The organism is Paenibacillus sp. FSL R5-0378, from assembly GCF_038009285.1.
Taxonomy (GTDB): domain Bacteria; phylum Bacillota; class Bacilli; order Paenibacillales; family Paenibacillaceae; genus Paenibacillus_AQ; species Paenibacillus_AQ favisporus.
On the sequence record NZ_JBBPAY010000002.1, the window covers coordinates 306,919 to 330,572 of the forward strand.

The 23,654-nt window shown below is 41.4% G+C and carries 22 protein-coding genes and 1 pseudogene; 4 read left to right on the forward strand and 19 right to left on the reverse strand.

All coding sequences use genetic code 11. The features are described from left to right. Position 1: 1 nt before the first annotated feature. From MKY74_RS34890 to MKY74_RS34950, 13 genes are all read right to left on the reverse strand, one after another. Complete coding sequence (locus tag MKY74_RS34890) at positions 2-601, reverse strand: hypothetical protein (RefSeq protein ID WP_076176360.1); 600 nt, start codon at positions 599-601, stop codon at positions 2-4. A gap of 9 nt (positions 602-610) precedes the next feature. Further along, complete coding sequence (locus tag MKY74_RS34895; RefSeq protein ID WP_076176362.1) at positions 611-2,908, reverse strand: dynamin family protein; 2,298 nt, start codon at positions 2,906-2,908, stop codon at positions 611-613. After that, complete coding sequence (locus MKY74_RS34900) at positions 2,905-4,239, reverse strand: dynamin family protein (protein ID WP_084204239.1); 1,335 nt, start codon at positions 4,237-4,239, stop codon at positions 2,905-2,907. The genes MKY74_RS34895 and MKY74_RS34900 overlap by 4 nt, the downstream gene beginning before the upstream one ends. Before the next feature lie 18 nt (positions 4,240-4,257). Continuing rightward, complete coding sequence (locus MKY74_RS34905; RefSeq protein ID WP_084204241.1) at positions 4,258-5,229, reverse strand: helix-turn-helix transcriptional regulator; 972 nt, start codon at positions 5,227-5,229, stop codon at positions 4,258-4,260. Between the two features lie 836 nt (positions 5,230-6,065). After that, complete coding sequence (locus tag MKY74_RS34910; protein ID WP_076176368.1) at positions 6,066-7,040, reverse strand: PD-(D/E)XK nuclease family protein; 975 nt, start codon at positions 7,038-7,040, stop codon at positions 6,066-6,068. An 11-nt stretch (positions 7,041-7,051) separates the two neighbouring features. Further along, entirely contained in the window at positions 7,052-7,807 is a 756-nt protein-coding gene (locus tag MKY74_RS34915; RefSeq protein ID WP_076176370.1) for a hypothetical protein, read from the reverse strand. Positions 7,808-7,880: 73 nt separating this feature from the next. Further along, the gene (locus MKY74_RS34920; protein ID WP_144025535.1) at positions 7,881-8,567 is read right to left on the reverse strand and encodes a helix-turn-helix transcriptional regulator; all 687 of its coding nucleotides are present in this window, start codon (positions 8,565-8,567) and stop codon (positions 7,881-7,883) included. A gap of 144 nt (positions 8,568-8,711) precedes the next feature. Beyond that, positions 8,712-8,870 carry a hypothetical protein gene (locus MKY74_RS34925; RefSeq protein WP_341014156.1) on the reverse strand — a complete coding sequence of 53 codons (159 nt, stop codon included), beginning with the start codon at positions 8,868-8,870 and terminating at the stop codon, positions 8,712-8,714. Positions 8,871-9,157: 287 nt separating this feature from the next. Continuing rightward, complete coding sequence (locus MKY74_RS34930; protein WP_076176374.1) at positions 9,158-9,814, reverse strand: helix-turn-helix domain-containing protein; 657 nt, start codon at positions 9,812-9,814, stop codon at positions 9,158-9,160. Positions 9,815-10,671: 857 nt separating this feature from the next. After that, complete coding sequence (locus tag MKY74_RS34935) at positions 10,672-10,848, reverse strand: transposase (RefSeq protein WP_244169448.1); 177 nt, start codon at positions 10,846-10,848, stop codon at positions 10,672-10,674. Positions 10,849-10,979: 131 nt separating this feature from the next. Next, positions 10,980-11,606, reverse strand: a complete 627-nt coding sequence (locus MKY74_RS34940) for a hypothetical protein (RefSeq protein WP_076176376.1) — start codon at positions 11,604-11,606, stop codon at positions 10,980-10,982. Then, entirely contained in the window at positions 11,603-12,562 is a 960-nt protein-coding gene (locus tag MKY74_RS34945) for a hypothetical protein (protein WP_076176378.1), read from the reverse strand. The genes MKY74_RS34940 and MKY74_RS34945 overlap by 4 nt, the downstream gene beginning before the upstream one ends. Positions 12,563-13,165: 603 nt before the next feature. Further along, positions 13,166-13,387, reverse strand: coding sequence for a hypothetical protein (locus MKY74_RS34950; RefSeq protein ID WP_076176380.1), 222 nt, complete (start codon positions 13,385-13,387; stop codon positions 13,166-13,168). Positions 13,388-13,459: 72 nt separating this feature from the next. On the opposite strand from MKY74_RS34950, the pseudogene MKY74_RS34955 reads away from it, so the two are divergent. Next, positions 13,460-14,449 (forward strand): annotated as a pseudogene (locus MKY74_RS34955) (type I restriction endonuclease subunit R, EcoR124 family); the annotation flags it as partial. 361 nt (positions 14,450-14,810) lie between these two features. On the opposite strand, the gene MKY74_RS34960 reads toward MKY74_RS34955, so the two are convergent. The 4 genes from MKY74_RS34960 to MKY74_RS34975 form a co-directional block, all read right to left on the reverse strand. Next, the gene (locus MKY74_RS34960) at positions 14,811-15,479 is read right to left on the reverse strand and encodes a M23 family metallopeptidase (RefSeq protein ID WP_244169449.1); all 669 of its coding nucleotides are present in this window, start codon (positions 15,477-15,479) and stop codon (positions 14,811-14,813) included. 261 nt (positions 15,480-15,740) lie between these two features. Beyond that, on the reverse strand, positions 15,741-15,890 hold the full coding sequence (locus MKY74_RS34965) for a hypothetical protein (protein WP_244169450.1): 150 nt from the start codon (positions 15,888-15,890) through the stop codon (positions 15,741-15,743). Continuing rightward, positions 15,887-16,156: a hypothetical protein gene (locus MKY74_RS34970; RefSeq protein ID WP_144025537.1), complete on the reverse strand. Its 270-nt coding sequence runs from the start codon at positions 16,154-16,156 to the stop codon at positions 15,887-15,889. Before MKY74_RS34970 ends, MKY74_RS34965 begins: the two co-directional genes overlap by 4 nt. Before the next feature lie 1,157 nt (positions 16,157-17,313). Further along, entirely contained in the window at positions 17,314-18,270 is a 957-nt protein-coding gene (locus MKY74_RS34975) for a site-specific integrase (protein WP_076176386.1), read from the reverse strand. Between the two features lie 238 nt (positions 18,271-18,508). On the opposite strand from MKY74_RS34975, the gene MKY74_RS34980 reads away from it, so the two are divergent. After that, positions 18,509-19,435: a hypothetical protein gene (locus MKY74_RS34980; RefSeq protein WP_076176388.1), complete on the forward strand. Its 927-nt coding sequence runs from the start codon at positions 18,509-18,511 to the stop codon at positions 19,433-19,435. 567 nt (positions 19,436-20,002) lie between these two features. Further along, positions 20,003-20,608 carry a hypothetical protein gene (locus MKY74_RS34985; RefSeq protein ID WP_076176390.1) on the forward strand — a complete coding sequence of 202 codons (606 nt, stop codon included), beginning with the start codon at positions 20,003-20,005 and terminating at the stop codon, positions 20,606-20,608. A 193-nt stretch (positions 20,609-20,801) separates the two neighbouring features. Here MKY74_RS34985 and MKY74_RS34990 read toward each other — a convergent pair whose 3' ends face one another. Further along, entirely contained in the window at positions 20,802-21,041 is a 240-nt protein-coding gene (locus MKY74_RS34990; protein ID WP_076176392.1) for a hypothetical protein, read from the reverse strand. A gap of 434 nt (positions 21,042-21,475) precedes the next feature. Between MKY74_RS34990 and MKY74_RS34995 the strand changes: the two genes are divergently transcribed. Next, a complete protein-coding gene (locus MKY74_RS34995) occupies positions 21,476-21,763 on the forward strand; it encodes a hypothetical protein (protein ID WP_144025538.1) in 288 nt (95 codons plus the stop codon). Positions 21,764-22,156: 393 nt separating this feature from the next. Here MKY74_RS34995 and MKY74_RS35000 read toward each other — a convergent pair whose 3' ends face one another. Further along, on the reverse strand, positions 22,157-22,768 hold the full coding sequence (locus MKY74_RS35000; RefSeq protein WP_076176396.1) for a hypothetical protein: 612 nt from the start codon (positions 22,766-22,768) through the stop codon (positions 22,157-22,159). Positions 22,769-23,654 lie beyond the last annotated feature (886 nt).

A 23,654-nucleotide genomic window follows, 5' to 3' on the forward strand; every position in this document is an offset into this window, starting at 1 on the left:
CCTATCGACCGCCTTTTGTCGCAAAAGTGGAGATCCCTACCCCTACACCAACACCTACAGCTACCCCTAATAGAATGGATGAGCTTCCAACGACGACTCCACCAACTACAGCGCCTGCAACTGCAGAGGTGGCAATTTTCATCTGACGAATTCGTCCCTTCCTTTGGTCTATTCGCTTCTGCTCTTGATAGCTACGAGACGAGCTGCCTCGTAAGCCCGACGAATTCCCATATGTAATATTTGAAGGTCTACCTCCCCCATACGGAGTCCGGCTAGATCCCTCACTTCGCAGCACTGTATGAGCCGTTGCAGGACGTAAATAGCTTACAACATCTTTCAGATGAGCTAATCGCTCACGTGAAAAGTTGCTCATTACCTGCACCATTAGTTTATTCATATATTCATCGTTCCACGATACCTTCGGTGCAGGAACTGCTCCATCATGCGAATCATACAGCCCGGGCATATTATGAGTCAGACTTACCATCTCATCGAACTCTCGGAATGTTGGATCAGCGAGCAGGCTATTTTTCATCATAATTTGAATGGCTGTAACATCTCCACTTGCTTTCGCTTTCTCTATCGATTCATAAACTCCCATAGTACCCTCCTAGATTTCGAGAATAGATTCGACTTCTCGTTTAATTTGCTCAAGCCAAGCTAGCTTCGCTTCAGACTCTTGAATACGTTCTTGAATACGCTTTTCATCCATAGCTGCATACTTTAAATCCTCAAGTTTAGCGTTCAAGATCCCATCTAAGCGCTTAAACTCAGCCATAAAGTTTGCCTCGATTACCTTCGACTGCTGGATTGCATATTTCTGAGCTGCCTTTCCATTCTTATATAGCCCTTCTTCAATTGGACTTAAGAAGTCACGGGCTAAATCGCTGCCAGTAATATAACGAATTGTTTTATAAGTCGTACGATAATAGCCCGATTCCTGGCGCCACGTCCACGGTTTATACCAGCGCTTGCTTGTATTCTCTACCCACTCTTCCCCATCTTCAACTTCTTTTTCCTTGATAAATTGAGTGATCTCGAACTCACTCTTATGTAAGCTTCCGCTCATCAGCTTTATCGGATCAATCGAGATATGACCGACATTCAAGTCCTCATTCAATTGTGCAAGCTTACTTCTATATTCTTCTAGCAGCGCAACACATACATTAATCAAGTTCTGGCGTACGAGCTCATCTAAATCAGCTTCAAATTCTGGCTCCAACATCTTCGCAAATTTCTTCAGCAGCTCCACCTCATATTCGGCATCATCAACCGAAAACTCTTCATCCCTTATCGAATCAATCTTATTCGTTAACAATGCTTGATACTTACCAATGATCTCATTGATCACCTGCTGCGAGCTACTTCTAATCGATTCACTAGCACCTAAGATCTTATCAGAGAATTTTTTTGCCTCTTTGCCGCTAGCAATTTTCTGCTCGATCGAGTTGATGACTTGAATAATACGCTCATGCTCGTCCTTATTCACTGCGATCTCACGCTTTGTCGCCTCGAAGCTCCCAACCTCATCAAGCTTATGAATAAACGTATCTACAATATTTTTGATCTTCGATGTCTTCGCATATTTCTGCACATATTGCCTTATTGCTGACTCAATTGCAACCACGCCTGTATGTATCAATGCCTCATCAGGGTTTTCTACTGGTTTTTCAGTCCAGCTGTTACGTGCCGCTGCTAGCTGATCATTAATTTGACCACGAATACTTGGTGGCAGCTCAACGAATTTCTCAAAGTGCATCTCCTCATTACGATTTAATTTTTTAATAGTCACTTCCGTTTCATCAATCGTATCCTCATCCTGCTCCTCACCCGTTGCAATCAGTCGAATATTTAAGGCAGGTAATGCAGCCGCTGGGAATAGTTTCGGATTCTCAATGCCATGTGTTTTAAGATAGGAGCGTATACGATTCAACGTATGTGTAATATCACCATCTTCCTTCTTCCGGCCATCCAACTTATTCACAACAAAAATGAATCGATCTTTAGACTGCTTACCACCCACGCTCATACTATCTGCCACACGTTTCAGAAGCGCATTATCATCATCGGTCCCAAACTCACCTGTCATAATGTATAGTACCAGTGATTTAGAAGACTTTCCTAGAAATTCACTTTGTACCTTGCGATGCATCGGATCACGCGAGTTGTTAGGCCCTGGCGTATCAACAAGCACAAGTGATACATCATCTGAGGCAACGAACGGTATATTTCCGAATACATCAATTTCAGAAACATTAGGATCTGAGTTCAAGCGCTCCATTGTTGTATATTTCATCTCTTGATGTGTCTCAATTAGACGTCTATCCCGATCATGTACCTCCGCCATAAAAGGAATGGCCTCTTGTGAGCAATCTTTAATCCGCGTGATGATCGCCGTACAAGCTTCCTGCTTCGACGGCATTAGCTTCGTTCTCAGCATAGAGTTAATGAGCGTTGATTTACCTGCACTCATCGTCGCAACGACGCATACCTCAAAGTCACTGCTTTTTGCGTGCTTAAATGCCGTGGATACCTCGGTGGCTCTCAGCTCCTCAAATGGACCCTGCTGGATTTTTTCGAAGATACAATCAATCAATACTTCCTTATCCGTTGTTTCTTTTGCTGGAATTCGATCAAACTGTACTGTCAACTCACCACGCTCATTCGCCTGTGTAAAAACATCTACCAGATCCTCATAGTCCATTACGGTACCATGAAATTCAATATGAAACTGATTATCGTTGTACTCATCTATTAGGAAGCGCGGCAGATCCTCAATCCACTCCTGCATACGAGAGCCGTCGTTGATCCGATCGCCCAGCATACTATTCCCTGCCAATTTCTTCCCCTCGATTTGTATTTCGGTTTCAAGCTTATAGGGATTGTACTTTATATAAACCTTTTTCATTTCAATTCTCCTCCATACAGCACTTTTTCGAAGTTTAACATGCCTGACCGGTACGAGTTCTGCAAAAAAGGCACCTCGTCAATTCGCTTATCCTGAAAAGAAGCAGAGCCATAATAATTTGAGAGATGAAATTCCTCCTTAGCAAATTTATTTACCAATCTCTCATAATCATCTAGCTCGTCCTCCGTTAGATCCTCACCTTGCTGCTTTAACTTCAGTAGGAGGGAGAAATAAGCTGAGATGGGACAGATGATTGGATTATGATAGCCGAGCTCCTGTAAGTCCTCCCGCACGCGCAAAATGCTTTCAGCAATTGAATCTTCTTTAGCTCTAAAGCTATCAAGCTTATTAAGTACAAAAATCGTCTTCTCCTCAGGAACGTTATTGGCCACATATCTTAGATGTCGCATATCTTCATCTGTACCTAGTTGACTCGCATTCAATACATAAATGAGCTTGTCATACTTTTCATGTATCAGCGCATTCCGAGTTAGCTTCGCATGCTCAGGATTCATTGCTGAATTCACCCCTGGCGTATCGATCACGCAAAGTCGATGTTGAGTCTGAATCATCATTGTGAAATAAGTCGCCACATGCTGTCCGCTCGTTGCCTCCGCTTTATTTACATCGTCAAAGGACGCATCGAGCTTGAGTGTAGTGTTACTTATATGAACACGGCCATCCTCAAAGGACTTGCTGTAAAAATAGTTCAAGTGAGCCGTACATGCCTCCTGTGACGTTCGAGCAACAGGTTTTCCGATCAACGCATTTACTAACGTTGATTTGCCTGCGCTCATATTCGCCGTAATAAGAATGCGTAACTCTGGCAGCTTGGCGTGATCTGCATTAGTTTTATATTGCTGAATGATCGGCTCTAGATAGCTCCATTTATTATCTATCCGACCCTTCATGAAAAGTAGCTCAGTAACTTTTACTAGCTCTTCAAACTGCCTTGTTGAAAGATAGGCTTCTAGCCCTTTTTTCGCCTGCTTAATAGCTGTCTCATTACATAGAATGAGTGCAGTATCAACAATTAAGAAATAACGATATCGTTTACGCCAAGGTCGCAAACGATCATTAATCATTAAGCGAAGGTTTTTCTGAGCCTCCTGCTCAGATAAAGAACTCGGCGAAGAACCTGCACACAATAACGTCCGATATTGCTCAAGGCGAGCCTCCGCAAACATTGAGTTCGTAGTATATCTTCTTACCAGCGATTCTAATGCTACATAATAACTTTCTTTAATTTCTTGCTTTACCCGCCCCAATGGATGATCCGCCAATTGAAGTGACGTCGTATATTGAATCGTTTGTTGTTTTTCGCCTGTCAATTGCCCACCCTCTGCTTTCTAAATTGTTATCAATCCTGAATCTTCAAATACTTTTGCAACGAGATCTCGCATCCTCTGCTTTAATTCCTCAGGTCCAAGTACCTTTACTTGATCGCCTTGACCTAACAGCCACATGCTGCATCCCTTCGTACCGAATACTTCTGCCTCAATCGTGGTCCATTCATCCGTATTCTCTACTAGATTAGCTGTCGGTAGCCTGTCCATCACAGCCTCAAGTGCAGCCATTTTACACATTAACCGAACCGTAATTAGCGGCCCACCATACATGAATTGCACCCTTTTCTTAAGCTCGCCGTCCTCAAAGCGTGTATAGCGATACCTTCTTCCTAGCATCGTTAATGCTTCCATTCGGTCAACTCGATAAAACGTAGGGGTCTCATGCTCACGATCCTCAATCTTCGCGATTAAATAGAAATAAAATTCTGAAAACACTATTGCTAGTGGATGCACGACACGCTTCGCTGTAGTACCGTCCATCCTCGTATAACTTATCTCGATTACCACTTGCTTCTTAATACATTGACCAAGATCCCAGATCGTATCAAGAATCGGCTTCCCATGCCGAATCGGCTGATAATGAAACTTTTCATTACGAACAAGCTCATGAAAAGCCTGCTCTTCACTCTTAGAGATCGTAGCGCATAGCGTTGAATAAAGCTTGTTGAGCTCCTCATTGTTGAATGCCCTAGAATCTAACAAAATTTTCACTAGTACGAATACATCAACCGCCGATATCGTATGATCGCTATCACTCTCAACTTCAAACACCTTGTTTCTACGATTGTATACGACTTCCTTACCTGTATAATGGTCCGCATAGTAGTTTCTCACTTCATCAATATCTCGCTGAATTGTTTTTGCTGTTACTTGAAAGCGATCGACTAGTTCTTCCTTATTTAGCGACAAGCCCTTCTGCAATCGATCATAAATATAGAGGATACGCCCAGCCTTACCGTCATCCGACATCATTCTACCCCTTTTTCTAAAACTAGGTATATTATACCATGTCACCCCTCATAACAACCCCATATCCTTTGGTTTATTGAATAATATTCCTGTATAAGTCCTAGACTAAAAATACTAAAGCGTATTTGAGTGTAATCCAATAGTTCTACCAATTCTTTCCAATGCCTAGGCCTCATCTTAATTATAAGAAGACATAGGGACATATGTTGTCCTTGTATTTAGATGGGAGACGAAAAACAAAAGAAACCTGCTCCGCTAAGCTTGTTCAATTGATTCTCCAAAATCTTGAGAAACTGTACGAGGAGTTTAGTTTGATAACATGGGTAATGGGACTCGTGTGGAAATATTGTCACCATGTAAGTTAGAAAACCCAAATCGGTAAATCCCTTTGATGCTGCCGAGTTAAAGATATGCATTTGTTAGACTACACCGAGAATTACCTATACCGAATGGCTCTACATAACCATGAAGAAACAGTTAGCATGCGCCAATTTTATGAACCCAAAAAAAAGACCTGCCAGCACTATAGCCAGCAGGAATTTCATTACTTTTGTCTTTTGGCAAAGAAGCCTTTTCTTAGGCGGTTTAATGATAATGACAATAGCCCATTACTTCAAGGGTACCGTGAGCCTGGTCGGGTGCCATCAAAACAGTCATTATCCGTTACTTTCCCCCAATCCTTAGCTTTCCAAGGGCATACTTTAGGCCGCCACCATGTTAACCTCCTCATCCAAATTTCCAGATCCGTCGTATTTATACTGATTCCACCCATTCATGACGCTAATGTTTTTTCAGCGTACTAAGGTAAATTGCCCTTGGCGGAATAGTCCTTCATTATATTAAATATTCAACCTAGCCTTGGTGAGATCTCTTGCTTCGGAGATGGTATCACTAGTGAACAATGTATCTAGAATGCACCATACTCTCCCAGAAGGATATATGCTGCCGGTCTTAACCTCCTTAGTTGGAGAAAAAGCTGGCCCCAAATGATAAACAAAACTTGGTCCCCATTCCTCATCCTTTGCCTCAGGAAAGATTTTGCTCATATTTGTGACAATCTCATAATTATCGATGTGATGTATGGATTGTAATTTCCCCTCATATCGAAAGGCTATATAATTTGGAGGTTCTTTAGGCCAGCCGTTTCCCCCTACAGGATGAAAATACCGCAGCTTTGTATTAACAATCTCTTTCCATGAAAGATCCCACCCTAAGGGGGATCCGTTTGCAAGTGATACCACATAAACCAAATTTGAATCCTGTTTTTGCATGGTCATCAAACTCCCTAAGTAGTAATTCAATTCTTGAAGTAACCGCTTTTCCGCATGATTACTATGGTTATGCGATTCTGTAGCATATTGATATACATCTCTCCATGATATAACCTCGACAGGAAAACCATTGACATCATCCGGAAGGCGACTGACCGCGTATTCTTTACTGCATTCGCTTAAAACCAATAATCTTTTAGTTTGGCAAGCACTTTGTAAAAATGATGCCCTAGTCGCATATTTATAAAGCTGTGTATAATCGGGAAGATTCCAGCCTCTTTTAGCTTCTATAATCAAATGAAAATGTGGAGCCATTTCAATTTCAATATCCGTATAGCCTTTTCCTTGATCGTACTGCTGCATTCGTATTTCGACGTCTGCAACCTCCCCCTGCCAATTCAGGACTTCTTCCAAAAAGACTTTCAGGAAAGAAGAGCACTGCGATAATCCCCAAGCTACGCTATAACTAATATCGTTCTCATGGTCGCCCAACAACTGAAAAACACTTCTTACTTCCTTACTTCGTAGCATTAATTTTGTCATATTTGACCCCTTTAATCTTTGAATTCATTGATTCCCTGTTGAAATAAGAGTTGATCGACTATTCGTAGAACTGGCATCTTTGTACTCCGAGCTATGTCAAAAATAACCTGTGCCTCTGGTTCGTTCTCTAAGTAATCCTGCAATGAAAAAATGTAAGCATGATATTTATAGTAATCCTCCACCAAGGAGTTACCATATAACGCTTTGCACACGTTTTTATCGAATATGGGGAGTAGCTCAGGAAACATAAAATGTAGCAGCTTTGTTGTTGTTGGTAAATTCAGTCTATTCTCACCAAAATTCAGAACTGAATTCGCTAGTTGGATGAGTTCTTTAATTAACAGTGGCGGTCTTCCAAAACCAGTACCAAATATCCGTTCGCCATGATGAATGCCGTTTATCGGGTCATTTAGTCCACCCAGATAAGACTCAGTACCAATTTCCCATAATCTGCAGGATTGGAATATGCCTTCCAATTCAGCCAGAGCACGAATTGAATTTTCATCCAACCTCACTACAGGAATACGGGGAATCCAAGAAAATACATAAGCTGTTCGCTCAACCCAAGCCGACAAATCATGATTATTAGACCTGGTCTCGGTAAAACGCTTGAGAAAAACTGGGTATGATTTGCTATACCAATAACCCCGATCATCTTTGTCCTTAGGAGTTTTCTGATCATAAAATATATGGGAGTTACTGATTCGATCATGTGTTAATATTTCCTTAAGCGACGCCAAAGCTTGATCGTAAGGATTCTTCTTCATTTCAGTCCTCCATTATTTAATTGAATGAATCAATCTGAATTATCCTTCTAGAATTCTCCATCGTTTCCCCTAATCAAAGCATAGCCTTATCCCTATAATGTTCTGACATATTTCTTATAGATTCCTGGATCTCCCCTCTTAATTGGCTTGGACTTAGTACCTCTACGTTTTCTGCTTGGCTCAGTAACCACATTTTTATCCCTCTACCAAATACCTTTGCTTCTACTAAATAAGAGCCTTCTTCCTCCTTAGTAACATTAGCATTGGGCAACCGGTCAACTACGGCTTCAATGGATTGACCGTAATATCGGAACTGCACTCTTAAAAGTCTTCCCGTCTGCATAAACTGAACTTGTTTACGGAACTCACCTTCTTGAAACCGCAATCTTTCATCCCTACGGAAATGTGATTCTACTAGGGAATAATCAATAATTCGGTCTAGCCGGTAAATAGCCGGATACTCTAGTTCTGCACCGCTTATGTTTGCTATTAAGTAAAAGTAATATTCAGAAAACATAATGCCAAGTGGTTCTACTATGCGCGAAACAGAGTCTTGCTCTCCTGCGCGTATGTATAAATACTTCATTTCTGATTTGGGAAAGGCTCTGCTTTCAAGGAGTATCATGGTTAAGAGCATAGTCTCTTCCACAGATAGTCTAGTTGAATTAGGGATACTTAATGAATAACCCTTACCTTTTTGGTATTTAATGCAAACATCTTCCCCGGGAGGATACATCTCAGATAAATAGTCTCTAAGCAAGTCAAGATCTCGCTGAATTGCCTTCTCGCTAACCTTAAATTCTTCTGATAAGTGTCGTTTTAAAACAAAAACTGCTGCTCTTTAAACGTTCAAATAGTTTGAGGATACGTTTTGTTTTTAATTCACCATCGAACGGTTTCAGCACTATGTATATTCCCCCGTTTCATTATCTTTTTCCACTTTATGTTGAATTCGCTTTCCTTCTGTTTCCACTAGAAGATGATCAAGATGCTGCTGAAATATGTACAAGGATATTCCCATTCGCTTTAATATGGGTAAAATATCTAGAGAAATCTTAGGCATGTTTATCCTCCGTGGTCTATGTATAAATTGATTAACTATAAAATAACTCTGGAGGATAGACGTTTATTGTCCACTTATGGGTGACAATCAAATTTTAACAGATCTGCATTAAATATGAGCCCGTCGTATAATGTAAAAACTATACTGAAGAGGCAGCTATCTACAGGTAGCGACCGTTTTCTTCCCATGCTTCAGCTGTGGATCCAACAGATTTTTTATTCGAAATATGCGTTGAAATAATACGCCTATTGCGGAGCTATGGAACACGTCAACAAAATAATTGTATGCTACACTTCAAACGCCTCATCAATAAGTATTTTCCAATTCGCTTTAGCATCAACTTTAAGAATGAAAGTATTGTCCTTATCCAAGTCAATTAAGGTTCTGTACGCACGATTATTCTCTCCATCAAATGATATCGATTCACAACGTCCTTTAGGTGAATACATTTTCATGTAGAAATACCCTGATTCTTTTGGCGTTATCTCGAACTTATAAACACCACTCAGAAGTACAAATTGTTCGGTTATATCTAAGCCCTTCTCCCCTTCGAACTCAATTGGCAAATCCGTAGGCGGTCTCATCATGCTATTTACCCGCTTAAATTGATTCTTAATTTCCAAATATCGATAAATCTCTTTATCTAATCTATCTATTTGTTTGCGTATAGTATTAATATTTTGATTTAGAAGTTTTTCAACATCACTTAAATCGTCCTCTACAACTTGCAGATCTCTCTCACCTTGTAAATAACTCACAGAACATCCGTATAATTTCGCTAATTTATTTATTAGCTGTTCATCAGGTTCTAACTCACCATTTTCTATCTTTTTTATGGCAGATTGTTTTATATCTAGAATCTCTGCAACAACCGAAATTGTAAACTTCTTCTCCTCTCGACGTTCTTTAATGTTCTTCCCTAAGCTTGATGCCTCGTTGCTCATCCTGATTTCCCCTACTTTCTATTTTCGTTGTATCTCGTTTATCGGCATTATATTGCCTATTTTTCATAAGAATGCCTTGGAAGGCTTTTTATATTGAAATTCTCTGAATTTAGCCAGTGTACCGCCAACCTGAAAAGTCAAATGGAGCTTCAGGCGCTCCAGCATTGACCATCGATCCTAGCAATCTTACTTCTACTGCCCTCATTCCAACACAAACGCACGCAGCCATTTCATCCCTCACGATTAAAAATGAATCGTACAAGGTCAGCCCACCTTAGAATTACTCCAAGGCGATCCAGATGATCAACCTGGTATTAAAACAATATGCTGTTGGCGCCGTTACACTAGATGCTAAAACGAAAAAAAAACAAAAACCACTGGTTTAAGTCGACATCTATAATTAATGTATAACAACCACAACCTCATTTCTGTAGTCAATGAAGTGAGTTCGTTAACGCCGGTGCTCATTATCTGCAATGGACAGTATACAACTATGATGTATTATCTGGAAAGCGAATTTACTTAAAAGACGTTTATGGTTAACGTGCAGTCCTTCACGTTGCAAGCCACTGTCATTCGCAAGTAGCCAAATTACTACGGATGAAGTCCATGTATCGCTATGATGTGGTCTTCTAGCAGTTTCTCTTGCTAAACACGAGAGTTCGGATTGGCTACCGTTTTGAACCATTTGTAATAGGCAGCTCGCGAGACTTCAGCCAGTTTTAAGAGCCGGATACTTCCTCCTCATCTCCTCAATAATTTCACATCTACTTGATTTACTCGTCACCCCCTGTGTAGATTTGGATATCGCTATTTTAAGTACTCAATCTCCGCCTTCAGATACACCGCTTTTTCTTCTACACTGGAGAACTTTGTCTTCGGTCGTCCTTTATGAAAAGCTTCTTACTCAAATGGCTGTCATCCTGATAACGCTTCACCCACACCTGGATTTGGGTCTTATTTCGAATCCCAAGTTGTGAGGCTAAATCTCGATAAGAAACATTACCTTCAGTTACCAGTTTTACGGCCAGCATTTCAATTCTTCAGGATAGCTGTTGTTAGTACAGCCAATTTTCCCCACAAAAAAATCCCCACAGTATCCAACGTTTAAGTTCATCTTACCAGATGTCTTTTTTTCGTCGTCTACCATGAGGGGAAATTACCATTAAGGTGACTTTTCTTTATCAATCTGTTGTATAGCACTTGCAACCGCATGAGTTGAAAATAATTGATATAAGTTATATACAAATGACTTCATTTCTATTAAAGCATTTAGAATAAATACTATATATAAACTCACTAGTACTGAGTAGAAAGTATCATTTGTTTTTTTATCTAGAAACGAAAGACTCCATTTATCGGGGATATTATTCAAAAAAATGCTTGTTATAAAATTAATAATAATAATGAATAAATACAGTAATGAAATAGAAAAGAAAAAATAATTATACTCTTGAAACTTACTCATTTTCTCTCTATTTACTTTAAGCATAGCTATTAAGGTTTTGCCATTTGTTAAAGCTTGAAATATCGCATAACCAGTTATAACAACTGAAAATAAGGAGACTATTATTGACTGTGCATTACCAACAATATCTTTAGTGGATTTTATAGCATCAATATGTTTATTAAAAACAAGCATATACAAAACAAATAGTAGAACCCAAAGTAAAACTAACCCCAATTTTCTCCTGCGAGAGAGCTTTAACATAGCTATACTATTGAAAAGTAGTTTATTGAAGCTATTATCACCAAGAATGTTTTTAATTGATTCCTTTATATTATCATTCATTTTTCCTCCAATTTTCTCTTAAAAATATGTTCGAGTTTTGAAAAGTATCTTTGGTAGATACTGGCGTTTTCTTCAGAAGTCTCATTGTATTGTGGCTGGTTTATAACTTTGCCGGAGATCTCATTCATATTATCATGGAAGGGAGCAGCATCATCCAGGTCAATTTTTGTACTTTCGCTAAAATCATTTTCGCGTAATGTCCTTTTAGAACCATTTCCATAAATAACCCTCAAGGTGGGTCTAACAGTTCCTTTCGTATCTTTTAATATCTCTGTTATTTTTCTATGATTTTGTGGATTATTGAATTGAGTACTCCCAGTCTTACTATCAACTTCATCTAACATTTCTCTCAATTCATTAAACAATTCATTTGTAGAGATGTCTCCATTCAGAGGATAAAACCTAAGTACGGCACTTTCAATTTTCTTGATTTTTTTCAATTCTTCTTCAATTTTTCCTGAATGAGGAACCGTTACGACATTAAGATTTGGTTTTGGCAATTTACTTTCACTTACGGAGTTATTATATTCCCTAACATATGTAGATAGAATATGAGAAGCTAACTTATCAAAATCACTCACCGTTGGACTTCCCTTTTGATTTTTAACCAACGCCATCCTATGATTCTGAAGATTGATAATAAAGTAAGAAAAGGGGTCAGACGGTACTAAATCGTTTGTTGTGATTAACTCCCCACTGTCATTATATCTTGTTTTAATTTCAAGATGTGTTCGTTTAACAATTAATCCTACTAATACAAAGATTCCATTTTTCAAACTCAATTCAACATCCTCAAACAAAAATTCGTTACCTGTCTTTGAATTTTTATAAATAATTCCTTGCGTAAACGCAGGCAAAAGTATCTTCTCAAAGTTGCTAAGCAGAGGTTCATTTTTCTTGTCTTTACTAAAAGTGCAATTAAAATTAGCAATATAAAGATTTTTCTTTTCAATCACCTATTACATCCCCTTATTCGACTTTTCCCTCATCATCCCATGTCTAACTCACTATTTCCATAAGATTTTTTGTCATAATTTGTCGTTCGTGAAGAAAAAGTAAGAACTTTGTCGTAAACCCACAGACATAACCCTTGTCTGTTTAAGTAATCTCCTAGGCAAATCGAGTCTTGCGTGCTGCACTTCTCGGGCTTACGGAAACCCGAAAGCATACACCGATCACGACCATTATGGATGAGCTCGATGATTATATCGTGGATAATTACCTACTTTGATTCTACGTTATCGAAGATTTTACTTTACGCGGCTGTCTTGAAGACACTGCTTTATTAAATTTGTATCGCTGAGCATGAAGTAACTAAATAATTGATGGAGTAATAAAATAAAGATGGTAGCTCCTTTGGGCTGCGTCTTTATTTTACACTTCTGCTTTGCTGTTCTTAGGCATCCTTACATTCAGCTATGAGCAATCCAAACGTAATACACCATCATCATACTGTTTATGTAGAATATTGTTATAACAAACATAATTGACCACTTCTATCCAGATCGGGGGTAATGTCACCATAAGGCGGTGATAATTCTTGGTGGATGCTGACGTTTTTACACGTTTTCTGGCGCCGTCCACCCCGCCGGATCGCTCCCCAGGAGGATCGGCATCGTTTCCTCGTCCGGCAGGAGAATCCAGTTTTGTCGCACGGCTTCCCAAGCCTCCTGGTAGTCCATTCCCTGCTGTATCATTCCTATCATCACGTCTTTGGTCATCTCCTGGGCTGCGTACAGCGCTTGCTCCAGTTTTCCCTGCATCAGAAGCTCCCGGTACATCTTCGGCCGGTGCTCCCTCCAATGCTTCTGGCCATCTCTCCCCAATTTGTCAGTCTGCTGTACACCTGCTTCTTTTCTCGGACCAATCGAACCTATCCGGACAAAACAAAAGGTTTGATTGTCACATTCCGAAAACCTTCGACCATGGAGCAGAATGTAAAGGACGCCACAAAATTGTATTCACAAGAGCAAGAGGAATCTAAGCTTGTTTATCCCACCTATAATGAATCGAAGAGACGTTTCCAAAAGGCTCACAAGACGCTAACAAAATTAGTTCCTAATCCAAATGTCATAAACGAACATTCATCTCTAGAAACTCGGATTGAGTTTGTGAAGGCGTTCCAGGAGTTAAACAATGCCTTTGAAGCTCTGGTTACGTACGATGACTACAACGACGAAATGGAGAAGTCAACGGCACTTAAAGAACAGGCGGAGACTTTAGAGAAGTATATTGGCGTTTACAACACAGTTAAAGGGTCATTAATGCTTAGGGCCGCCGGCGACGGCGAAGGCGACGGCGAAGGCGACGGCGAAGGGCCAGGACCGAATTTCTCGGACATTGAATTTTATGGAGAGAGTTCAATTAAGATCTATGATATTGACTCAACCTATATTGATCGATTATTGGAAGCATACGCAGCCAATAACCAGAATATCCGTGAGGAGATCGAAAAAGCTCTTCAAAAACTGAAGAAGTCAGAAGTTGTTAAAGACGTGTACCGTGCAATTTTAAATGCGATCGACACCAATGAAATAGATACAGAAGAAGATATTCTCGTAGTGAAACGGCGATTCTTCAAGAACTCACGCGACAAAGCGATTCAGGATTTTGCGAACACTTGGTTTGTGGAAGAAAGTGAGCTTTATCTATCTGCGGTACAATATGTAATAGGTATGGATCCCATCCCTAATATTAGGAGAATCATTGATAGCAAGCAGTTTGATAAGTACAAAGCCATACATCCAGATGCAAAGCCATTGAAATACGCACCAGAGATGAAGCGGCAATGGAAAAATACACTAGATGAATTCATTGTGCCATTGGATGATGAGTTGCGCTAAATGTCATAGGGCAACACTATGAATCCAAAGAACCTAAAAAGGCTTCCCATGAACAGATAGCCGTAAAAAGGAGCCAGGATGGTCGCATCCTTGGCTCTTTTTTATACCCTCAAATTCTACCTACTATGCTTTCTAACCAGTCGACTTACCATCCCTTGAGAAATATCTAGTTCCCGTGCCGGGATCCGGAACTATCTCCTGGGGTATAATCTAATCCTACCCTAGGATAATGTGGTTTAACGTCCTTCACTCTTGCAAGCTCGTTCGGGACGGTGATAATGTCCAGACTGCTCATAATGTTAGCCGTAAAACAATATTGCTCCTCCTTCCTATCCAATCCGTACTCTGTTTTTTGGCCGCTTTACGGACCTACATACGGAACTGGGTTCACTTGTCTTCCATTGACGATCATTTCAAAGTGCAGGTGGTTCCCCGTGCTGCTGCCGGTCGAGCCACATCCACCGATAATCGTCCCTGCATCAACCTCCTGACCAACATTCACAGAGATCGAGGACAGATGCCCATATGTCGTTTGGTACCCGCCGCCGTGATCGATCCGCACATATTGCCCGTACCCGGTTTCATGGTTGTGGATGTTTTGCCAACCGGCGATTATCACCCTTCCGCCTTTGGATACTGGAATCGGATCTTTCTTTTTACAGGCATAGTCAACTCCCTCATGCAGCTTCTTCTCGCCTGTAATCGGGTAAATCCGGTATCCAAACGGAGAGGTAATGACACCGGAAACGGGCCTTGCAAATCCACTTTCATTGGGAGTTACCGGCACAGTGCCATCAATCGGGTTATACCCTTCTTCGACATAAAGCGTCGCATAGTGCAGGATCTCCGCCAGATAGGCAGAACTGTGATTATACGTTAGTATGGCTTGTTCAATATGGCCGTCTGCCGCTCCGTTCGCCGCCAGGTAGTTTGCGGCGGAAAAAATGGCCTCCTTAATCTGCCACATGGATGCTTTTCCGTCGCCATCCGCATCGACGCCATACCCGTGATACTTCGCGATCAGCGCCACACTTTCTTTCTCCTCGTCGGTGAAATTCCCCTTGCCTACACCGTCTCAGCCCGGAGCCGCGCAGCCTACCCAAGTGCAAGGCATGAATTGGAAATGACCCTTCGGCCCCGACCTTGGAGATCATCGGTTGAATGGTAGAAAACTGCGTCTCCACCCGGTGGTGTGCGGCCAGCAAATTCCACGGCACATGGTATTTCTCCCCCGCCTCGATGTATAGCGGCAGGAACTGCGCGGGGATTTCGTTTTCTCCAAACTCAGAAATCATTCCATCCCCCCAGCCAATCCAAATCCGTCACCATAGGCTGAATTCCCGCTGAATCCTCCTATAAATATAGCTGGTAACAAAACCGCTAAAAATAGGCCAACCATGAGCGTTATCGGCAGTAAAGCCCCGAACAGCCACTTTTTCATGGGTTCCACGCTCCCGTGCGACCCCCCACATCGTCGACTTTCCACTTCCCATAGATATAGCTCACTTTAAGTATATAAGGCAGGACGCTTGTTTCCTTTTTCCCGTTGTGATCCGTAAACCCTACATTAATAGTGGCATTCCAGTACTGCACCTTCTCCCCGATTTCAGCTGGCAGCAGGGCGATATCCATGACTTCCGTTTTGGTAATGGTTAGGGTTCCGCGGCGCTTGATCTCGGACAACTGCTGGTACAACTTGTCCGTCACAAATGGCTTCATCTTGGAGAGTTGAACCGTGGATTCCTCACCGGTGATCCCACTGTCAAAAGGAACATATAACTTCAAAAATGAAGGGACGAAGTCTTGAATTTCAGCAGCTGCCACATCTTTATCTGGGACAACTTCCTGGGGACTAAGGGCTTGTTCTGCAGGCTACTGGTACTTATGAACGATACTCGCTTCCGGCTGCTCTGTTGAAGGGATTTCAACCCCATCTGGAGCCTTGGACGTCTCAGACTGTTTACCGGAAAAATAGCCCCGATAAACAGCCCGATCAGCAGCAGGGCCACCAACACACCCAGCCAGGACTTTACACGATCCGAGAACTTGGGAGCTTCCTTTTTCATCGGCCTTCACCATCCGAATCCCTCTTCGGTGAGCTGTCCCCACGTTCCCCATATGATTGTGGAATGTCAGTACCAAGGGTGTCCTTTAACGATGCCAGCCTCCGGGCCGTTTTAATTAATTCTCTGGAAGACCGCCCGGGGCTGCTAATCCGCTCCTGGATCTCCTTACCCAATCCGGCCAGCCGTAGCAAGATCCGCGTGAACAGGCGGCAGCACGGCCGGACTCGCCGGTTGTACCAGGGTCTCAGACCCATGTGTATGCCCGCTAACCACCTCAGGCGATGGAGCAGCAGCCGAGTCATGGATAACCGGGACTGCAGGGCTTACCGACGGCGGTGAAGGTGCAGGACCGCTCGGTTCTGCCGGGCCCTGAATCACGGGAGCCTGGGGGCTCAGGATCGGCTGCTGGGGCAAGGCTTGTCCGCCCCTTGCCGGTCCTTGAACCGGCGTGCTGGTGAGTTCACAGGCGGCTGAACCGGGCCATAGGCCGGTAGTGAGGGACTAACCGGCGGCTGCTCATGGATCAGTCCAGGGCCGCCAGGAGCCGTGTAAATAGGATCCACAGGCGGCGTTCCTTGGGGTACCACCGGTCCTCATGTCATCATGCCGGGCGGCGCCGCGACAGGTGGAAGTGCTGGGCCTGGTATCGGCGTACCTCGAGCTGTTCCGGAGGTGTTCACTGGATGCAAGGGACGGCCCGGCACACGACTTGTCTGTGTTCCTGCAGCTGCGGCGGCCACTACTCTTGCAGTCAGAAACAGCGGAGGTTTTTACTTCTGTCCAATATATCTACATATGTTATAAACCAATTTCACCCGCAGTATTATCCCGAAAGATGGAATTCATCCGGATATATCGACGAACCATTTTTTCACTCAAATGTCTCGTTTGCTTCATTATAAGTCTCTCACTTTTCCCTAATGAGGCAGCGGTCGTTGCAAAACCAGCTCTTAAGCTATGCCCAGAGTACTCATTACTTTCCAAACCAATGGCCTCGATATATTTCTTTACAATCAGCGATACAGCTTTATCAGAGAGTCGGGAAGGCTTTATATTTCCGTGACGATCAATAGGTCTAAATAATGCCCCTTCTCGTCCATTCAGTACTTTAAGCCATTGCAAGTAAGCCTGTACCGGACAGGTATCCTTATTCTTACCGTAAGGAATACCGACCAGTTCTCCCTTCGATTCCGGGTCAGTCTTTGAATGATGAATCTGAACAATGAGCCCATTCGGATCCAGCGTAATATCCCCTACATCCAAAGCGACGATTTCGCTACGACGAAGCGCACCAGCGAACCCGATAAGTAGAATAGCTTTATCCCTCACCCCACCTAGGTTATCCGGAATTTCTCTCAGCATTTGCTTTAGTAGTTCTATTTCCACCGGCTTTTTTCCGTTCTCCTTCGTCCCGTGTTGTCGACGAATGCCAGCCCATACGTGCTTAACATTCACTCCTGTAGGATCAGAAAACCCAGCAGCAAGGTGTGCTCCCTTAATCGAACTTAACTTCCTTCGGATTGTACTTGCTTTATTACCGGAACTCGCTAAATACGCTAAATATATCGCAATACATTGGTCTGTTGCCGGCAGTGGAACCAAATTCGATTCATCGCACCACTTCTCAAACATCGACCAGTCCGACTTGTTGGCCATTACTGTATTTTCGGCTCTGGCCTGTTCTATATAATTTTCCGCAATGGAAATAAGCTCCGCAGGGAATTTATCCGATACTGATAACTGATCTTCCTTCAAAGCTTACATCCCCTCCCTCTTTTTTGACTAAATTAGGTCCCTCTATTATCTCAGTCTAACTTCCGATAATGATCCATTATCGGAAGTTAGATTTTTCTTGTATCATATCACCAAACCTCGTTGATTTTCTACTATTTATTAGTTGCCCACTATGTTATAGTTAACTAAAAATTGAATGTTAACATGATAACATCATTGTTAAATAGGCATTCTAACGTTAACTTAAATGGAGGAAATAATGGAAGAAAATCAAAAACAAACTGTAGATAAAAGTGATTTTGATGGAAAAACAAAAGGCATGAGACTGTCCTCAAGCACTCGTGCCTTGTATGAGTCTATGAAGGAAGCTGCCGGTGTCACAGATGATTCCTTTATTGATCACTTACTTCACATAATGAAGCTTTATGAATTGCAACAAAGTCAGCCTGAGTTTGAATCAGAGTTAAAAGAGCTTCAAAAATATATGAATCGTATCTCTACCGTGTTTATCCGAATGAGGGAAAAGGAAACGGATGCTTTGGAGGAAGTAAAGGATGAATCCAGACAACGCATATCTCTCCTCGAACAAGAAGTCAAAAGCCTTAAAGATGACTTATCCGATCTTCAAAAACAGTTGGCTTCCAAAGAGAAAGAATTAAAAGAGTTACACGTTATAAATGGGGATCTGCAAAGAAAACTAGAACAATCTGAGAAGGCAAACCAGACCAGCGAAAAGCTAAATCGATTAACGAATGAGAAAGTTGAAGTATTGCAAAAGCGCGTGAATGATCTCGAGCAAGCAGAAGAAAAATTAGAATATTTGGAGAATCAGTTAGAGGAAGCACAGCAGATACACGCGCAAAAAATAGCTTCATGTAAAGAACAAGAAGCATCGCTTCGCCAACAGCTTTTTGATCTTCAAAGACAAAACGAACTCCTGGTTCGGGAAGCGACCGAGGCAGCAGAACTAAATCGGAAAGAATATGAACGTGACATCGAGGCCATAAGAAAGGAAATGAAGATGGAGGCGAAGGAAAATCTAATCAGGGAAAAAGCTGAATGGCAGGAGAACATGAATCAAAAGATTAGTCAATTATCTGAAGAACACGCACTGAGAGTTGCGACTATCATTGAAAAGTTACAGATAAATCAACAGATAAACCAAGAAAATGATAGTAAAAAATAGTTTAATACCAGATCCCTTTATTCTGGTATCCTTATTAAAAACAGATACACCGAGTAAACATTTATTATTAATGTACACAAGTTGAATAAGAGCCAGGTACGATTTATAATGGACTTATTCATTCATTCAACCTCTAAAATAGTAGCCAGCGAAAAACCCGACCATCGATTGGCCGGGTTTTTCAGTTAAAACGCTTGTTGCCTATATATTTGTGCTTTGTAGCCATATTTTCCATTGCTATCGCCTTTCCGACATTTAAAAGCTGAGCTGCTGACCGCTCGATGGTCGACTCATACTATGGCTTGATAATTAAAAAATCAGTTATTTTTTCCTTAATGAGCCGGATACGCCCAATTCCTTTTTACTTTGCTTCATGATTTTTACTAGTATGCTCGCCTCGGATTTAGTAATTGTGCTTGAACCTTTCATCAGAACTCACCCTTACCCTTTAAAATATTTATCTCTATGATTCCCTCCCTCCATCTTTTTTAAACTCGTCATATTGAAAAACTATCATTCATAAACTTATTTCAAATGGTTATCCTTTTGTTTGGAGGAAATCTTACAATGAAGAAGTATCAATTAATCCGTTCGGAATTATTAACGATGCAAAATAAAAGCAATATTAAAGGCTTAATTAGTTCAATCTTTTCGTTTCCATTACGATCCTCATTTGCGTTTATACAAGTTGACTTACCAGAATATGATGTCCTTCGAGCTGAGGTATTTCTTGAAGACTTGGCAGATATACTCGAAGAAGAATCCCAACTAACAATTATTGATTTGCTAGCATTATTACTTCAGGATTTCTTATATGTAGCTTCTACGACTGCCAAGCTGGAGATTTTAAAAGACTCCCTTCTAGAAAAAAGGAAGCACTACCTTTCAAAAACTGAACAGATCGAGGAGTATATCGAGGTTTCACCTGGACACGCTTCCCTTCAAATTCGAGATAAGGAGAGACGTATTCGATACTATACCTTGGAATTAACTATCCCCCGAAAAACTGCTTTGCGATTGGAAATTATACTGTACGATTTGGAGCAAATGTTTAAAACATTTCAAATGGGCCTTGACGAGTTGATCTCCATCGTGTTTTTAGAATTTGTCCATCATCTTAAAGCCGGAAATCAGAAGGAAATAATAAAAAGGTTTATTCAGTATTTTGGGTAAATACAGAGTCTGCTATTTAATTTGGCCATGCATTCTGCTCTGAACTGAGGGGATACCTTAGCATACTTTATACCATAGTGCCTCAGCTACATTTCTCACAGATAAAATCGCACGTTTTAATATCCCACAGCATTTACCATACAAGAGTTGCAAGAACAAAAAAAGGATGGAAACTAGTTCCGCCCTAATTTTTCTAACGTCTATTCAATTTTGATTCGACATCAAATAGTTTAAGCTTTATAGCACGGATATCCCGTTCAATTGCTTCGGTTGTTTCAACCGGTGTAAAAAGAGTCATTGCTTGGTTAGATGCTTTAGCGTCGTTTTTAAGCTCGGCTACTGCCCAATCAATTTTTTTGCTCAAATCATTTTGCCCCGATTTCAAATCCTTGAGCTCTGAAAGAATCTGTTTTAAAATTTCATCATTATCCATTGAAAATTCCCTCCGTTAATATGTCTCCCTCTAGTCACAACTGAAGTATACCGCTCCTCTAGGCTGCTCACGAAGGTTGGTGAGACGGAGGACGACGATGTTATCTTCTCCTTAAACGGGAGCCACACACAGTTTCTAATCACAGTATATCACGCCCCATGAAAATTACAAAGATCTCTCACCGGTTACTGAACTCTCGTCCGATTCATCACAATCATTCAACACGACCTATACATGAGCAAAATACCTATGTGCCTCCCTGACTCTCACCCAAATTTATAAAGTAGAATTCCTCACACGTCAAATATTAATTGATATTGGTACACATCTTTTAAACAAAAAATTACGGATTTATAAGGAGTGCTAAAAGTTATTCTTCATCTAGCCTTATTATTTGTTTATAATCTAAGAGTAAAATAATGGAAGGTGGGTATATGAAAAGATACATACTAATTATCGTTCTTTTCATTCTCGTAGTTGCTGCTATTACAGTGCCGGATAAGAAACAATACACAGAGTGGATAAAGGAAGAAGTTAAAAACCAGAATAATGATCAATTGGTGAATTTGGGTGTTGATCTCCTTGGATCTTCAATTTTTGGTAGTACATCTACTTGTAAAAATTACGTATTTTTAAGTATGTGCAAGACAGACTTAGGACAGGAAGAAAAGGCAGGAGCTATCGGAGCATTTAATAATTATTTCGGTATTCCCTATTTCTAGAGAACAAATAAAGGGTGGCTATTTCGAATAATTTCCGAAACAGCCGCCCTTTTATTTTAACCTCTACTCACATTCATTTTGATTATCGAATAAAGTCATATTTTGATATACAGATTCAAATACTCAAAAAGAGTTACAACAAGTCGTAATCAGAGATTTCCTCCAAAAAGGCATCTTTCACAGCTGTTACGGTACTGCGATAGCTGAGGGCAATAATACTCAAAGCCACCAAAGTTATAGTAGTATAAAACTGTAGTTTTCAGGTCGTACCTTCACGTTGATACTTAAAATATCGTTTTTCCCCATCAATTTCGTAAGCCAAAAACAAACCTACACTGCTAATTTATCAACTATGTTAGTCATTTAGCATATTAACTGTCAATCTAGTCACTATTAGATTTTAAATAGCCCACTCAACGTTCTTTTTATTTTCTGATTATTTTGTAGCGACTGCCCAATAGCATAAGAAATGATGGCTGGCACCGTGATATATTCTTCCGGATTCTGTGAATCTAAAAACCGGCACAAATAACGCAACTGGTCCGTTCTTTTAGGATCTAAATCCCGCTGAATAAAACGGGCTAAAATCGGATACATAATGTCTTTTCTCATCATGGCTGTCGTTAGTACCAAGGCAGTTGCTGCTTGTACTGAACCATCCAAGGCATAACTCAGCTGGGAGAACCGTTCGTGCTCAAAGTCATAAAACTTCATATATAACCTCTTTTGAATTCCAGGCTTTACTTTATAGGGAGTCCTATGGAGATCTCCAAGGTACAGCCGATTCTCCTCGTAAAAGAAATCTCTCCGGAATTTTCCCTTGATCGTATCAATTAGCTTTGTTGACTTAATCCCTTCCCGGCATAATAGTTCTCCGATATCCTTTAATGGCCGATCACAGATGTAACTGATCTGAGCCACGAGCTCGTAGATGTTTTCCTCTAGAGGTGCAGCAATCGTTCTTTTCTTATCGGATCTTACCTTTCTTCCCCGTTCTTCGTTCATTGGAGCAGCCCTCCCCAAAGCAATTATCCTAGCAACAACGTTGACCTGTTGTAGACATAATCAAATATATGATGGGGTAGGGCGGGCGTATGACAAAAAAACTGCTGAATGCTTCCTAGGATATAACCTTTAAACCTAAAACGAACTAATGACCCATAATGCCCCGGCGAATGGCGGCGGTACAGCGTTGCCGCAGGTGTAATCCGCGCGTTTTGGATTATTTCTTGCCATCACAGTCCCTGTCGATGATGTAATTTTTCATGAATCCCTAGTAGCGAATAACTCTTGCGGTTCCAGCATCCGCATACTGATATCTCTAAATGGATAGTCCCTCCCGCGCAATGTGACCAAGCTAAACTGGTCTTTCGAAGTGACTATATGGCCCCTAGCCGTTGTCTGCCGATCCATAATATCTCAACAGGACATGTTTTCCACCCGGCCGTTATCTGGAGCATTAGCTCCGTCACATTCTGATTATCCTGACAGGTCCCTCTTAGTTTGATGACGCGCCTCATTACCAAGTCGTTGTGATCTGCCTATATTCAATGGGGCATTCATCCTCGCCACTCGTTCCATACCGTTGTAATGCTTTATCAAGAATGCAGTGACCTAACAATATTGATTGCTCGTATCTAAAATCAGGATAGGTCGGTCCTTGATCTGCCCACGGACTTCAAGGTTGGCAGTCTCGCTCTGGTATTGAGCCAAAAGGGCGCAACAAGCAAATTGTAGGCCCCGGCGATCCACTGCATCGCATTTTAAGCCAGCGCCTCGCTGATGGGTTTTGAGGCAACATGTCGGTTAATACGGCCATCTGCAGGTCGCACTTGTTCTCCATCCCCTCCGTGAACGACCAACTATCACGGTTGTTAAATTTATGGCGTAT